The sequence below is a fragment of the Burkholderia latens genome, from assembly GCF_001718795.1.
Classification (GTDB): domain Bacteria; phylum Pseudomonadota; class Gammaproteobacteria; order Burkholderiales; family Burkholderiaceae; genus Burkholderia; species Burkholderia latens_A.
Genome location: NZ_CP013435.1, coordinates 3,086,979 through 3,101,139, shown reverse-complemented (window position 1 = coordinate 3,101,139; position 14,161 = coordinate 3,086,979). Strand labels below are relative to the sequence as shown.

General features: G+C 69.7%; 15 protein-coding genes. 7 read left to right on the top strand and 8 right to left on the bottom strand.

Annotation, left to right across the window (positions count from 1 at the left end):
* Positions 1–96: 96 nt before the first annotated feature.
* Positions 97–999, top strand: a complete 903-nt coding sequence (locus WK25_RS14355; RefSeq protein WP_059544619.1) for a DMT family transporter — start codon at positions 97–99, stop codon at positions 997–999.
* A gap of 253 nt (positions 1,000–1,252) precedes the next feature.
* On the opposite strand, the gene WK25_RS14350 is transcribed toward WK25_RS14355, so the two are convergent.
* From WK25_RS14350 to WK25_RS14330, 5 genes are read right to left on the bottom strand one after another with little or no spacing between them, the layout of a single operon-like run.
* Complete coding sequence (locus tag WK25_RS14350; RefSeq protein WP_040142302.1) at positions 1,253–1,459, bottom strand: DUF1289 domain-containing protein; 207 nt, start codon at positions 1,457–1,459, stop codon at positions 1,253–1,255.
* Complete coding sequence (locus WK25_RS14345) at positions 1,456–1,962, bottom strand: YbaK/EbsC family protein (protein WP_040142300.1); 507 nt, start codon at positions 1,960–1,962, stop codon at positions 1,456–1,458. Before WK25_RS14345 ends, WK25_RS14350 begins: the two co-directional genes overlap by 4 nt.
* Positions 1,963–1,984: 22 nt before the next feature.
* Positions 1,985–2,917, bottom strand: coding sequence for a hydroxymethylglutaryl-CoA lyase (locus WK25_RS14340; RefSeq protein ID WP_040142298.1), 933 nt, complete (start codon positions 2,915–2,917; stop codon positions 1,985–1,987).
* Positions 2,918–2,948: 31 nt separating this feature from the next.
* Positions 2,949–3,890 carry a 2-hydroxyacid dehydrogenase gene (locus WK25_RS14335; protein ID WP_069241824.1) on the bottom strand — a complete coding sequence of 314 codons (942 nt, stop codon included), beginning with the start codon at positions 3,888–3,890 and terminating at the stop codon, positions 2,949–2,951.
* A 4-nt stretch (positions 3,891–3,894) separates the two neighbouring features.
* Entirely contained in the window at positions 3,895–4,332 is a 438-nt protein-coding gene (locus WK25_RS14330; protein ID WP_040142294.1) for a VOC family protein, read from the bottom strand.
* Positions 4,333–4,686: 354 nt separating this feature from the next.
* On the opposite strand from WK25_RS14330, the gene WK25_RS14325 reads away from it, so the two are divergent.
* On the top strand, positions 4,687–5,313 hold the full coding sequence (locus WK25_RS14325) for an RBBP9/YdeN family alpha/beta hydrolase (RefSeq protein ID WP_069241823.1): 627 nt from the start codon (positions 4,687–4,689) through the stop codon (positions 5,311–5,313).
* Between the two features lie 54 nt (positions 5,314–5,367).
* Here the strand turns inward: WK25_RS14325 and WK25_RS14320 are convergent, their stop codons facing one another.
* Together WK25_RS14320 and WK25_RS14315 are read right to left on the bottom strand one after the other, a co-directional pair.
* Positions 5,368–7,488 carry a phosphocholine-specific phospholipase C gene (locus tag WK25_RS14320; RefSeq protein ID WP_069241822.1) on the bottom strand — a complete coding sequence of 707 codons (2,121 nt, stop codon included), beginning with the start codon at positions 7,486–7,488 and terminating at the stop codon, positions 5,368–5,370.
* 58 nt (positions 7,489–7,546) lie between these two features.
* Complete coding sequence (locus WK25_RS14315; protein ID WP_069241821.1) at positions 7,547–7,831, bottom strand: hypothetical protein; 285 nt, start codon at positions 7,829–7,831, stop codon at positions 7,547–7,549.
* Between the two features lie 85 nt (positions 7,832–7,916).
* Here WK25_RS14315 and WK25_RS31725 point away from each other — a divergent pair, with 85 nt between their 5' ends.
* The 4 genes from WK25_RS31725 to WK25_RS14300 are packed head-to-tail and all read left to right on the top strand — an operon-like array spanning position 7,917 to position 12,385.
* Entirely contained in the window at positions 7,917–8,435 is a 519-nt protein-coding gene (locus WK25_RS31725; protein ID WP_167432630.1) for a hypothetical protein, read from the top strand.
* Positions 8,389–9,144, top strand: coding sequence for a (2Fe-2S)-binding protein (locus WK25_RS14310; RefSeq protein WP_069241820.1), 756 nt, complete (start codon positions 8,389–8,391; stop codon positions 9,142–9,144). The genes WK25_RS31725 and WK25_RS14310 overlap by 47 nt, the downstream gene beginning before the upstream one ends.
* A 17-nt stretch (positions 9,145–9,161) precedes the next feature.
* The gene (locus tag WK25_RS14305) at positions 9,162–10,163 is read left to right on the top strand and encodes an FAD binding domain-containing protein (protein WP_069242006.1); all 1,002 of its coding nucleotides are present in this window, start codon (positions 9,162–9,164) and stop codon (positions 10,161–10,163) included.
* The gene (locus WK25_RS14300; RefSeq protein ID WP_069241819.1) at positions 10,160–12,385 is read left to right on the top strand and encodes a xanthine dehydrogenase family protein molybdopterin-binding subunit; all 2,226 of its coding nucleotides are present in this window, start codon (positions 10,160–10,162) and stop codon (positions 12,383–12,385) included. Before WK25_RS14305 ends, WK25_RS14300 begins: the two co-directional genes overlap by 4 nt.
* Positions 12,386–12,401: 16 nt before the next feature.
* On the opposite strand, the gene WK25_RS14295 is transcribed toward WK25_RS14300, so the two are convergent.
* The gene (locus WK25_RS14295) at positions 12,402–13,319 is read right to left on the bottom strand and encodes a LysR substrate-binding domain-containing protein (RefSeq protein ID WP_069241818.1); all 918 of its coding nucleotides are present in this window, start codon (positions 13,317–13,319) and stop codon (positions 12,402–12,404) included.
* Between the two features lie 113 nt (positions 13,320–13,432).
* Here WK25_RS14295 and WK25_RS14290 point away from each other — a divergent pair, with 113 nt between their 5' ends.
* Entirely contained in the window at positions 13,433–14,071 is a 639-nt protein-coding gene (locus tag WK25_RS14290; RefSeq protein WP_069241817.1) for a glutathione S-transferase family protein, read from the top strand.
* Positions 14,072–14,161: the final 90 nt, after the last annotated feature.

The following is a 14,161-nucleotide window of genomic DNA, read 5'->3' as shown; positions in this document are numbered from 1 at the left end:
AGGTGAATCGAAGATTTCACTTCAGTTTAGGCGTGGATGCGCGGAAAGCAAGTTCCTAGAATCGAAGTCATCTTCTCTCGTCGAACGGAGTCCCTGATGGCCTCGAACGAAATCCGCCGCGGCGCTGCCGAAATGGTCGTCGCGATGATGATGTCCGGCACGATCGGCTGGCTCGTGATGTCGTCGCAGCAACCGCTCACCAACGTCGTGTTCTTCCGCTGCCTGTTCGGTGCGGCAACGCTGGCGATCGTCTGCGCGGCACTCGGCTTGTTGCGCCGCTCGCTGTTCTCGCCGCGCATGCTCTTGCTCGCCACCCTCGGCAGCGTCGCGATCGTCGCGAACTGGCTGCTGCTGTTCGCTGCGTATTCGCGCGCGTCGATCTCGATGGCGACCGCCGTCTACAACACGCAGCCGTTCATGCTCGTCGCACTCGGCGCGATCGTGTTCCGCGAACGCATCGGCGCGTCGACGATCGCATGGCTTGCCCTGGCGTTCGTCGGGCTCGTCTGCGTCGTGCGCGTCGAGCCGGCGGTGCTGGCCGTGCCCGGCGAATATCTCGAGGGCGTCGCACTGTCGCTCGGCGCGGCGTTCCTGTACGCGGTCTCGTCGATCGTCACGAAGCATCTGAAGGGCACGCCGCCGCATCTTCTCGCGTTGCTGCAGGCCGGACTCGGCATCGTGCTGCTCGCGCCGTTCGCGCACTTCGACACGTTGCCCGCCAACGCCGCGCAGTGGCTCGATCTCGTCGTGCTCGGCGTCGTGAACACCGGACTGATGTACGTGCTGCTGTACGGCGCGATCCAGAAGCTGCCGGTCGCGATGACGGGCGCGCTGTCGTTCGTGTACCCGGTCGTCGCGATCGTCGTCGATCGCGTCGCGTTCGGGCAGACGCTCGCGTGGACGCAGGTGCTCGGCGCGCTGCTGATCCTGCTCGCGGCGGCCGGCGTGAACCTCGGGTGGCGTATCGTGCCCGCGCGTCGCGCGACGCTCGGCAACTGAAACGGTCGTGCGATTCGGCTTGCCGCTACGCGTTGCCGCTACGGGTTATCGCCAGCGTCGACGCAGCGGCCGCGGCGGCCGGCAAGCCGCGGCCGTGCACACGTCGATCGCGCGCGAGACGGCTGTAAGAAGTTGTAGGGAAACACCCGATGCGATGCCGCTGCGTCGCTCGTATGATGCGGGCTGTGACGTTGATCACGTTCACAGGATTCCGATCTCATGCCGTTCGCCAAGCAGGCCGAACGGCATTTTTTTATGCGCCGCTCCGCGCAAGCAGCCGCCGCCGCGCATCGAGCCGCGCAAGCAGCAGGCGGCGCGCGTCGTCGTCCGACGCACGCCATCCCTTGATCTCGTCGCGCGTGCGCAGACAGCCCGCGCACCAGTCGGTACGCGGGTCGATCCTGCAGACGTCGGTGCACGGCGATGCGACCGTGCCGGCCGTTACCGGTGCGTCGCTCATGCGTCGTGGCGCAGCGCGACGTCCGTGACCGGCGCCCCGGTCAGCGCGACGAGTTCCTGCGGCGACAGGTTGAACACCGCGTGCGGGTGGCCGGCCGCCGCCCACAGGCTGTCGAGTTCGAGCAGATCGGCATCGATCAACGTGACCGGCTCGACGAGATGGCCGATCGGGCAAACGCCGCCGATTGCATAGCCGGTGTTGTCGCGCACGAACTTCGCATCCGCGCGGCCGACCGCGCCGACCTGCGCGGCGACCTTCTTCTCGTCGACGCGGTTGACGCCGCTTGCGACGACCAGCACCGGCCGGCCGTCCGATTCGCGGCGAAACAGGATCGACTTCGCGATCTGCGCGACCGAGCAGCCGAGGCCGGCCGCGGCTTCGGCTGAGGTCTTGCCGGTTTCGGCGAGCATCACGATGCCTTTCGCGTGCCCGCGTTCGCGCAGCAGCAGCGCGACGCGTCGCGCGGAATCGGGCAAAGAGTCGAATGAAGCGGGTGTCGTCATGAGAGATCCGGAAATGTTGGGGTCACGCGCAGCTCGGCGCGTCGGCCGTGCTCTGCGCTTTCGCGAGCAGTGCGCGGCCGGCGCGCGACACGTTCGCGCGGCCGATCGCGTTCGAGATGAAGTCGCCTGCGGCGACGACCTGCGCGAGGTCGATGCCGGTGTCGATGCCGAGGCCTTCCATCAGGTACAGCACGTCTTCGGTCGCGACGTTGCCGGTCGCGCCCTTCGCGTACGGGCAGCCGCCGAGGCCGGCGACCGACGCGTGGAAGATCTCGATCCCTTCGAACAGCGCCGCGTAGATGTTCGCAAGCGCCTGGCCGTAGGTGTCGTGGAAGTGGCCCGACAGCCGTTCGCGCGGGAACACGCGCGTGACGGCCGACAGCACTTCGCGCGTGCGCTTCGGCGTGCCGACGCCGATCGTGTCGGCGATGTCGATCTCGTCGCAGCCGAGCGCCGCAAAGCGCTCGACGACGTCGACGACCGATGCGACCGGCACCTCGCCCTGATACGGGCAGCCGAGCGCACAGGACACACTGCCGCGCAGTCGCAGCCCGGCATCCTTCGCGGCTTTCGCGACCGGCTCGAAGCGCGCGATGCTCTCGGCGATGCTGCAGTTGATGTTCCGCTGCGAGAACGCCTCGCTCGCCGCGCCGAAGATCACGACCTCGTCCGCGCGCGCGGCGAGCGCGTTCTCGAAGCCCTTCAGGTTCGGCGTGAGCACCGAATACACGGTGCCCGCGCGCCGTTCGATGCCTGCCATCACGTCCGCGCCGTCGGCCATCTGCGGCACCCATTTCGGCGACACGAACGACGCGGCCTCGACATTGCGGAATCCGGCGTGCGACAGGCGATCGACGAGCGCGATCTTCACGTCGGTGGGCACGAACGTCTTTTCGTTCTGCAGCCCGTCGCGCGGGCCGACTTCGACGATCTTGACGGCGGTGGGGAACGTCATGGTTGTCTCCAGTTTCGTATGGGGCGGCGATTCAGTAGCCGCGTGCGTAGTCGACGATGCCGGTAACGGGCTCGCCGCGCTCGAATGCGCGGATCTTGCCGGCGATCTGCTCGACGGCTTCGTCGCGCAACGTTTCGGCCGAACTGTGCGGCGTGATCGTGATGCGCGGTGCGTGCCAGCACGGATGGTCGGCCGGCAGCGGTTCGTGCTCGAACACGTCGAGCGTCGCGGCCGCGATCTGGCCGCTCGCGAGCGCGTCGAGCAGGTCGGCTTCGACGAGATGCGCGCCGCGCGCGACGTTCACCACGTACGCGCCCCGCGCGAGCTTCGCGAATGCGCGCGCGCACAGGATGCCGTCGGTGTCGCGCGTGCTCGGCAGCAGGTTCACGAGCACCTTCGCGCCGCCGATGCACGCGTCGAATGCGCGGTCGCCGGCGAACGTGTCGATGCCGTCGAGCCGCTTCGGGGTGCGGCTGTAGCCGCGCACCGGCAGGCCGAGCGCGGCAAGCGCCTGCGCGACCTGCGCACCGAGCACGCCGAGACCGAGCACGGCGACCGTGAAACTCGCGCGCGGATGCGGCTCGAGCACGTGCCAGCGGCGCTCGCGCTGCAGCGTCTCGTATTCGTCGAAACGGCGCAGGTAGCGCAGCACCGCGTGCGCCACGTATTCGATCATCTGCTGCGCCATCCCGGAATCCTCGAGGCGCACGAGCGGCACGTCGCGCGGCAGCGTGCCGGGGTGCGCACGCTCGAGCGCGAGCAGTGCGTCGACGCCGGCGCCGAGGTTGAAGATCGCGCGCAGCCCGTCACGCGGCGCGAACAGCTCGCGCGGCGCGCGCCACACGAGCGCGTAGTCGGCGGCGGCCGCGTCGCCCGGCTGCCATGCGCGCAGCTCGGCGTCGGGCAGCGCCTGCGCGATCGCGTCGCGCCATGCGTCGGCTTGCTGCTGCGGCGAGTAGAACAGGATCTTCATGCGTTCACTTCGCGAACAGCTGGCCGATGTCGGCGAACGCCTTGAACTCGAGCGCGTTGCCGCACGGATCGAGGAAGAACATCGTCGCCTGTTCGCCGACCTCGCCCTTGAAGCGGATGTGCGGCTCGATCACGAAGCGCGTGTGCGCGGCCTTCAGCTTGTCGGCGAGCGCGTGCCATTCGTCCATCGACAGCACGACGCCGAAATGGCGCACCGGCACGTCGTCGCCGTCGACCGGGTTCACCGCGCTCTTGCCGGTTTCGTCCGGCGCGAGATGCGCGACCAGCTGGTGGCCGAAGAAGTCGAAGTCGACCCAGTGCTCGGAGCTGCGGCCCTCGGCACAGCCGAGCAGGCCGCCGTAGAACGCTCGCGCATCCGCGAGGCTCGACACGGGGAAGGCGAGATGGAACGGGCGCAGCGCGCCGGCGGGCGTAGCGGACATCGGGCGTCTCCTGTCGATCGGAACCGGCGCGGCGGCGCGGGCCGATCCGATACATGGCAAGCGGGAAGCCCACATTCTACGGTTTCGCGGCGCGTTGCGCCGCCCGACGGCGGTGGGCGCGGCGGTGCAGGCGGCGGGGCGGCATGAGCGGCATGAGCGGCATGAGTGGCATGGGGAGCGGAAGAAGCGGAAGAAGCGGATGGCCGTCCGCTCGTGGCGGTCCACGATGGCGCCGCCGATCGGGCCGCCAGCGGCCTTCGCCCGCAAAAGCAAAGCACAAAATATTGGTTCGGCCGCCGCGCGGCGCGCGCCACAATCGAAGCTCGTCTCCAAGCAAAGCAAGCGAGGGCAATCATGCGCGCATGCAGCAAATCGGCGTGGCCGCCGCGGCTCGTGACGGTTCCGGGCCTGCACGGCAGCGAAGGCGCTCACTGGCAGACCTGGCTCGAGCGGCAGTTCCCGCGTTCGCTGCGAGTCGAACAGGCCGACTGGGACGCGCCGGATCTCGCGCGCTGGGCGCACTCCGTGTGCGCGCTGCTGGAGCGCGAGCGCGGCCCGTTCGTGCTGGCCGCGCACAGTTTCGGCTGCCTCGCGGCCGCGCATGCGCTCGCGCAGGGGCCGCTCGCGGCCGACGTCGCAGGCGTGCTGTTCGTCGCGCCGGCCAGTCCGAGGAAATTCAAGTTTGCCGGGCCGTTCGACGCGCGCCGGCTCGCGGTGCCGTCGATCGTGATCGGCAGCGAAACCGATCCGTGGATGCCGCTCGCCGATGCGCGCACGCTCGCGCAGCGGCTCGGCAGCGCGTTCGTGAACCTCGGCGACGCCGGGCACATCAACACCGCGGCCGGCTTCGGGCCGTGGCCGCGCGCGAAGTACTTCGTCGACACGCTCGTGCATTGCGCGGCGCCGCTGCGCTTTCGCGACACGGCGGATGACGACTTCGACGCCGCGCTCGTGGATCGCGCACTCGCGCACGCGATCTGATCGCCAACGATGCACGCCGCACGGCCGCTGCCGTGCGACGCCGTGCTGCCGCGCTTACGACACGGACAAGGGCCGCACCGCAGCCGGATCCGAGTAGCTCGGTCGGCCATTCTCCACGTGGCCCGCGAAACGGCGCGAGAAAGTGCCGTTCGCGCCGTCGCTCACCGTCACGTCGTACCAGTGGTGACTCGACGCCAGCGCCCACTGTTCGACGCGTTCGTCGCCGCCGTGCAGCGTGACCTGCCGCGACGGCGCGCCGTAGGCATTGTCGGTGAGCGTCAACGTCACATGACCGCTGCCGTGATTGCGCAGCTTCAGGTACAGATTGCCGTTCGCGATGTCGTAGCCCGCCTTCACTTCCGGCTGCGCCTGGTTGCGGCGCCGCGCGGTCGCGGCCGACACGTTGCCCGCGAACATGCGCACGAAACCGTTGGGCCCGTACACCGAGAACGCGTACACGCCATTCGTCTCCGTCAGGTCGAAGTCCGCATGCAGCACGCGGCGCGCGCCGACCGTGTAGCGCCACGGGCCGTCGGTTCGGTTCGTCGCGTACACGTGGAAATGCGCGCCCTGGTTGCCCCGGTTCGCGAACTCGATGCGCAGCGTGTTGCCGCCGTAGACGCTCGCGTTCACATGCAACTCATACGGCAGCGCGCGTGCGGGGCGCACGCCCGGCTCCTGCGGGTCGATCGGCGACGGCGTCGCGGGCACCGTCGGCGCCGGCTGCGACGTGCATTGCTGGTCGGCGATCGAGCGGTACTGGCTCGTATCGGGCAGCGCCGGGAACGTCGCGTCGGATGAGCGGAAGTCGAATGCGGCGGTCAGGTCGCCGCACACGGTCCGGCGCCACGGCGTGATGTTCGGCTCGTCGACGCCGAAGCGCTCGCCGATGAAGCGGATCACCGACGTGTGGTCGAACACCTGCGAGCAGACGAAGCCGCCTTTCGACCACGGCGACACGACCGTCATCGGTACGCGCGGCCCGAGGCCGTACGGGAGCCCGTCGGCGGTGTAGCTGCCGCCGCGGCCGGGGTTCACGACCGTATGCAGTTCACCGTCGGTCGTCACGGTCGATGCGCCCTGCGCGGCCGACGTCGGCGGCTGCGGCGGCACGACGTGATCGAAGAAGCCGTCGTTTTCGTCGTACATGATGAACAGCACCGTCTTCGCCCACACGTCGGGATTCGACGTCAGCGCATCGAGAATCTGCGACGTGTAGTTCGCACCGTACGCGGGCGTGTATTTCGGATGTTCGGAGAACACGGCGGGCGGCAGCAGCCACGACACCTGCGGCAGACGGTCGTTGATCACGTCGTCCTTCAGGTTGTCGAGCGTGCGCACCGTCTGCGCGCGCTGGTACAGCGACGAACCCGGCTTCGCGTTGATGAAGTTCGTGAAGTTCTGCAGGATGTTCGTGCCGTAGTTGCCGTTGTACGGATCGGCCCACGTGAGCCCCTGCTGATAGATCTGCCACGATACGCCGCGCGCCTCCAGCCGCTCCGGAAAGGTCGTCCACGACAGCAGCTGGTAGGCGGGCGGCAGGTCGCCGTCGACATAGTCCGCGTTGTCGAGCAGCGGGCCGCCGAACTTGCCGGTCGGATCGATCGTGCCCGTCATCAGGTACGCGCGGTTCGGGTGCGTCGGCCCCGGCAGCGAGCAGAAGTAGTTGTCGCACACGGTGAATGCGTCGGCGAGCGCGTAATGGAACGGAATGTCCTCGCGCACGTGATAGCCCATCGTCATGTCGGTCTTGTTCGCGGGCCACTGGTCATAGCGGCCGCCGTCGATCGCCGCATGCGTCTTCGCCCACGAATGGTCGAGCGCGCCGAGGCATTGCGCGCTGGTCGTCTTCGTGTCGAGCCGGAACGGCAGCACGGATTTCGCCGGATCTTCCTTCGACGGCTGGTACCACACCGGCTTGCCGTTCGGCAGCGGGATCGGGAAGCGGTCGTTGTAGCCGCGCACGCCGCGCAGGTGTCCGAAGTAATGGTCGAACGAGCGATTTTCCTGCATGAACACGACGATGTGCTCGACATCGCGGATCGTGCCGGTGCCGCGTGCGGCGGGAATCGCGAGCGCGCGGCGAATCGACTCGGGGAATGCGTTGAGCGCGACGGCGGCGCCCGCCGACTGTGCGACGGTATGCAGGAAACGGCGGCGGCTGGATGACGTCATGTTATTTCACCTCGGTTCTGCGATGCGGGGGACGGGGACACGAACGGCGACGGCGGGATCAGTGCGACGGCGATGCGGCGACGCCGGATGCACCCGCGTTCATCGCGGGCTTCGCGTCATCGTCGTCGTCGGGCGGGTAATGCACGACCGGCGGCGCGAGCGGGGCGGCATCGGACGCGGCGGCGTTCGCGCCGGCATCGCTGTTGAACGCGCTAGCGGAACCGGACGATGCGCGTGCCGGTTGCGATGCATCGTCCGCGTGCGTGTCGTGCGGCGCGTCGTCGCTGCAGGCGGCGACGAAGACGGTGGCACACAGAACGACGACGAGGGCAACGCGACGCATGACTTCTCTCCGGGCAGGCGAATCGGAACGTGTTCGAGTATGCCGGTGCGATGCGACGATTCGGTGAATCGTTTGCGACCGGAGCATGATCGCGAACGGCTTTCGCGAAGCTGACCGAACGCTTTCGCGGCGGCACGCACGCGCGCATGGCGGAATTTTCCAGCGATTGCAGATGACGCATGCCGCGACGCGCTTGCCCGCCGCGGTCGCGCACCGCATCGCGGTGCACGCGTGGCGCGCGCCGCCGCGCCAGCAATCGGCAATCGTTGACCGACACACCGTCCGCAGCACGGAAAAAGCGGGCGTTTTTGCCGCTCCGTCAGCGCGCGGACAGCGAGCCGCCAGCATGGCGACATGCCGCCGCAAGGAACCGCTGCGCGCCCCCGGGGCGTCGCCCGTTCGCACCCCGTATCGTCGACGGCTTCGCGAGCGCGCGCTGCGCCGCGCGGGCGCGGCACCGGAATTGCTCGCTGCGCCGACGCGCGTGTCGCCCCGCGCGGACATCCTCGCTTGGGCGATGCATCCGCGTCAGTCACATCATGGAGCGAGCAGAAGTCATGTCCAGCGATCGATCCGATTCTCCCTCTGCCGAGCCCGCGCGTGACGCCGGCGTGCCGGCGTCCACTCGTGAGTGGTCAACTGCGCCGCCGATGTCGCACGATACGCCGTCGAGTGCCGCGCGGCGCCGCTTTCTGCAATCCGCGGCTGCGGCCGCGACGGTTGGCGCTGCCCCGCACGTTCATCCGCAACCCGCGCACGCGGCAGCGGCGCCGGCCGTTGCGCATCGCGATGCGGCGCCCGCGCAACCGGTTCATCTCGACATCAACGGGCGCGCATACACGCTGCAGCTCGAGCCGCGCGTCACGTTGCTCGACGCGTTACGCGAATACGCGGGGCTCACCGGCACGAAGAAGGGCTGCGACCGCGGGCAGTGCGGCGCGTGCACGGTGCTCGTGGACGGGCGGCGCATCAACGCGTGCCTGACACTCGCGGTGATGCACGAAGGCCAGCGGATCACGACGGTCGAAGGGCTCGCAAGCGACGGCGAGTTGAGCCCCGTACAGCGCGCGTTCGTCGAATACGATGCGTTCCAGTGCGGCTACTGCACGCCCGGCCAGCTGTGCTCCGCGACTGCGCTGCTCGACGAGTTCTCGTCGGGCGCGGCGAGCGCCGTCACCGCCGACGTGCGGCAGCGCCCCGCGCAACTGTCGGACGACGAAATTCGCGAACGCATGAGCGGCAATCTGTGCCGCTGCGGCGCGTACTCGAACATCGTCGCCGCCGTGCGCGCCGCGCACGCGGCGCACGGCTAGCCGACGGAGGCACCGCAATGGAAGCGATCTCCTACGAACGCGCAACGGATGTCGCCGCCGCGGTGCGCGCGGCCCAGCGGCCGGGCACCGCGTTCATCGGCGGCGGCACGAACCTGCTCGACCTGATGAAGGGCGGCGTCGCGCGGCCGGTCGCGCTGATCGACATCACGCGCATCGCGGGGCTCGATACGGTCGACGCGCTGCCCGGCGGCGGACTGCGTATCGGCGCGCTCGTGCGCAACAGCGATGCGGCCGACCATCCGCGCATCCGTGCCGACTATCCGCTGCTGTCGCAGGCGCTGCTTGCCGGCGCGTCCGCGCAATTGCGCAACGTGGCGACCGTCGGCGGCAACCTGATGCAGCGCACGCGCTGCCCGTACTTCTACGATCCGGCGTTCGCGCAATGCAACAAGCGCGCGCCCGGCAGCGGCTGCGCGGCGATCGGCGGCCACAACCGGATGCACGCGATACTCGGCGCGAGCGCGCAGTGCGTGGCGGTGAACCCGTCGGACATGAGCGTCGCGCTCGCGGCGCTCGACGCGGTCGTGCAGGTGAGCGGCCCGCGCGGCACGCGGCAGATTCCGTTCGCGTCGTTTCATCGGCTGCCGGGCGACCGACCCGATCTCGACACGACGCTCGAGCCGGGCGAACTGATCACCGCGGTCGATCTGCCGCCGCCGCGCTTCGCGGACCATGCGCATTACGTGAAGGTGCGCGACCGCGCGAGCTACGCCTTTGCATTGGTATCGGCGGCCGCCGCGTTGCGGATGGACGGCGCACGCGTCGCCGATGCGCGGATCGCGCTCGGCGGTGTCGCGCACAAGCCGCTGCGCGCGATCGACGCGGAGCGGCATCTCGTCGGGCACACGTTGAGCGATGCGACGCTGCATGAAGCGGCGGCGCTCGCGTTGCGCGATGCGCGGCCGCTCGACGGCAATGGCTTCAAGGTCGCGCTCGCGCAGCGCGCGATCGTGCGTGCGGTGAGCGCCGCTGCCGCAACCGCGGGAGGTGTTGCATGAACACGCTGACCGGACAACCGCTCGATCGTGTCGACGGCGTACTGAAGGTGACGGGCGGCGCGCATTATGCGGCCGAATTTCCCGATGCACGGCTGGCGCATGCGGTACTCGTCACGAGCACGATCGCCTCGGGGCGGATCGAGTCGATCGACGCGGCGCGTGCGCGCGCGATGCCCGGCGTGCTGCTCGTGATGACGCACGAGAACGCGATGCGGCTGCCCAACGGCGGGCGGCCGCCGCTGGCGCCGCCCGCGGGGCGCCGGCTCACGCTGCTGCAGGACGACGCGGTGCGTTACAGCAACGAGCCCGTCGCGGTCGTCGTTGCCGAGACGCTCGAGCAGGCAACCGATGCCGCGAACGCCGTGCGGGTGCGTTATCGCACGCGCGATGCGGCGCTCGATTTCGCGCGCGAGAAGCCTGGCGCGCGGGTGCCGCCGAAGCAGCAGGGGCGCCCGATGGACACGCAGCGCGGCGACGTCGACGCGGGGCTGCGCGAAGGCGCGGTGCACGTCGATGCAACGTACACGACACCGATGCAGCACCACAACCCGATCGAGCCGCACGCGACGATGGCGCGCTGGGACGGCCCGACGCTTACGCTGCACGACGCGACGCAGGGCGTGTCGGGCGCGAGCACGGCCGTGGCGGCCGTATTCGGCATCGCGCCCGAGCAGGTGCGCGTGATTTCGCCGTTTCTCGGCGGCGGCTTCGGCTGCAAGGGCTCGTCGTGGTCGCACGTGTCGCTGTGCGCGATGGCCGCGAAGCAGACGGGGCGGCCCGTGCGGCTCGCACTCACGCGGCCGCAGATGTTCGGCCCGGTCGGCGGACGGCCGTTCACCGAGCAGCGCGTCGTGCTGGCCGCGCGCCGCGACGGCACGCTGACCGCGATGCGCCACGACTCGATCGTCACCACGTCGACGTTCGAGGACTGGACGGAGATGTGCGGGATGCCGTCGCGGATCATGTATGCGGTGCCGAACCACGCGACCACGCACCGGATCGTGTCGCTGAACGTCGGCACGCCGACGTTCATGCGCGCGCCCGGCGAGGCGTCCGGCTCGTTCGCGCTCGAGTCGGCGATGGACGAGCTCGCGTGGCAGCTCGGGATGGATCCGGTCGAGCTGCGGCTCGCGAATTATGCGCAAGTCGATCCACAGGACGGCAAGCGGTGGTCGAGCAACGAGCTGCGCGAATGCTACCGCGTCGGCGCGCAGCGTTTCGGCTGGTCGCGGCGCACCGGTGCGCCGCGCACGATGCGCGACGGTCACACGCTGGTGGGCCTCGGGATGGCCGCCGCGGCGTATCCCGCGAACCGCAGCGAGGCATCGGCGCGGGCGCGCATCCTGCCGGACGGCACGGCCGAAGTCGCGTCGGGCACGCAGGACATCGGCACCGGAACCTATACGGTGATGACGCAGGTCGCGGCCGACGCGCTCGGCTTCCCGCCGCAACGCGTGCGCTTTTCGCTCGGCGATTCGAGCCTCCCGCGCGCGCCGGTATCGGGCGGGTCGCAGTCGGCGGCGAGCGTGGCGCCGGCCGTGCGCGAAGCCGCGCTGCAGGCGCGCGCGAAGCTAATCGCGCTCGCGATCGCGGACCCGGGCTCGCCGCTGCACGGCGCCGCGGCCGGCGACGTGACAGTCGACGACGGCTGGGTCGTGCATCGCGGCGACCCGGCGCGGCGCGATCCAGCCGCCGCGGTGATCGCGCGTGCGGGCGGACAGCCGGTCGACGCGCAGGCGACGACGAAGCCGGGCGACGAGAAGTCGCGCTATGCGTCCCATTCGTTCGGTGCGGTGTTCGCGGAAGTGCACGTGGATGCCGAGCTCGGCACGATCCGCGTGCCGCGTATCGTCGGCGTGTACAGCGTCGGCCGGCTGCTCAATGCGAAGACCGCGCGCAGCCAATTGATCGGCGGGATGGTGTGGGGGCTGGGCACAGCGCTCGAGGAAGGCTCGCATCTCGACGTGCGGCACGGCCGCTTCACGAACGCGAACCTCGCCGAATATCACGTGCCCGTGAACGCGGATATCGGCGAGCTCGACGTGAGCTTCGTCGACGAAAACGACACGCGTTTCAACCCGCTCGGCATCCGCGGGATCGGCGAGATCGGCATTACCGGCGTGCCGGCCGCGATCGCCAACGCCGTCTATCACGCAACCGGCGTGCGCGTGCGCGATCTGCCGATCACGCTCGACAAGGTCGTGCTGCCGACGCGCGCGTGAACGCCGGCGGCCGGCGTCAGCGGCGTGGCGTCCTGCGGCGCACTTCGCTGCGCAGCCAGTCGAGCCACGTGCGGATCGCCGCTTCGCGCGGATGATCGGGGCGCCACACGACGTAATGCGCATACACGTCGGTGATGCGCACCGTCGACACGCGCACGAGCGTGCCGGCCGCGAGTTCCGGTTCGATCAGCGAGCGGCGCGCGAGCGCGACGCCGCGCCCGTTCAGCGCCGCATCGATCAGCGCGTTCGCGTCGGCGAAGCGCGGCGCACGCGCCGATTCGGTAAGGTCGAGCCGCGCGGCCTGGAACCACGGCTCCCACGGCTGCGCGGGATGGCGCAGCAGCGTCGCGCGCACGAGATCCGCCGGCGTTCGCGGTGCGATGCCGTCGCGATTGCGGTACGCGGGGCTCGCGACCGGAAACACCGTCTCGTTCATCAGCTTTTCGGCGACGACGCCCGGCCACGTGCCGGGGCCGTAGCGCAGCGCGACGTCGATGCGGTCGCGCTTGCGCAGCGGCGCGAGCGCGGCGTCCGGGTGCAACACGATCGCGATGTGCGGATGCGCGGCCGTGAAGCGCGGCAGGCGCGGCGCGAGCCAGCGCTCGGCGACGCTCGGCAGCACGCTGACGTTCAGCGTGACGTCGCATGCGCGCGGCTTGCGCCCCGCCAACGCCGGTTCGAACGCACGTTCGAGCACGCTCAGCCCCTGGCGCACCTGCAGCACGAGCGCATGCGCGGCATGCGTCGGCGTCGCGCCGCTGCGTTCGCGCGTGAACAGCGGATAGCCGAGCTGCGCTTCCAGCGTGCGGATGTGCTGGCTGACCGCGCCCTGCGTGACTGCCAGTTCGTCGGCCGCACGCGTGAAGCTCTGCAGCCGAACGGCGGCTTCGAACGCGCGCAGCGTCTGCAGCGGAGGAAGATGAATGCGTCGCATCGCGCATTAGTACCACTAATGGCCGAGCACGACAATTCATCGTTTGCTGCCGCGGCGCGCGCGTTCCTACACTCGGTTCCGTCTTTCAACAGGCCCGCGGGGGCAACGCCATCATGAACGCATATCGTCTCTATCTGTCGCCGGGCGCGTGTTCGCTCGCCGTTCACATCGCGCTCGAGGAAACCGGCGCGCCGTTCGACGTCGAAATCGTGTCCGTGCGCGAGCAGCAGAACCTCGACGCGCGCTATCTCGCGATCAACCCCAAGGCTCGCGTGCCCGTACTCGCGATTCCCGGCGAGCCGCGCGTACTGACCGAAACGCCCGCGATCCTCACCTATCTCGCCCGTCGCCATCCGGACGCGCAGCTGCTGCCGCTCGACGATCCGCTGCGCGAGGCGCGCTGCCACGAATGGCTCGCGTGGCTGGTCGGCTGGGTGCACGGAGTCGGCTACGGCGCGCTGTGGCGTCCCGGGCGCTTCGTCGGCGACCCCGCGCTGCACGGCGCGATCAGCGCGCACGGGCGCGGCGTGATCGACGCCGCGAACGCGACGATCGAAGCGTCGCTCGCCGACGGACGCACGTGGGCCGAGCCGAGCGGCCATTCGATCGTCGATCCGTTCCTGCTCGTGCTGTATCGCTGGGGCGTCGCGATCGGGCTCGACATGACGCGCCACCCTGCATGGACCGCGCATGCGCAGCGCGAGGCCGAGCGTCCTGCGGCCCGGCGCGCGCTCACTCGCGAGCGCGGCTGACGCCGCGTCGCACGGGCGGCCGTGTGCCCGCCCGTTTCGTTCCACTGAAGAAGTTCGGACGTGTCCAATTGCCATCGTGTGCCCAATCCA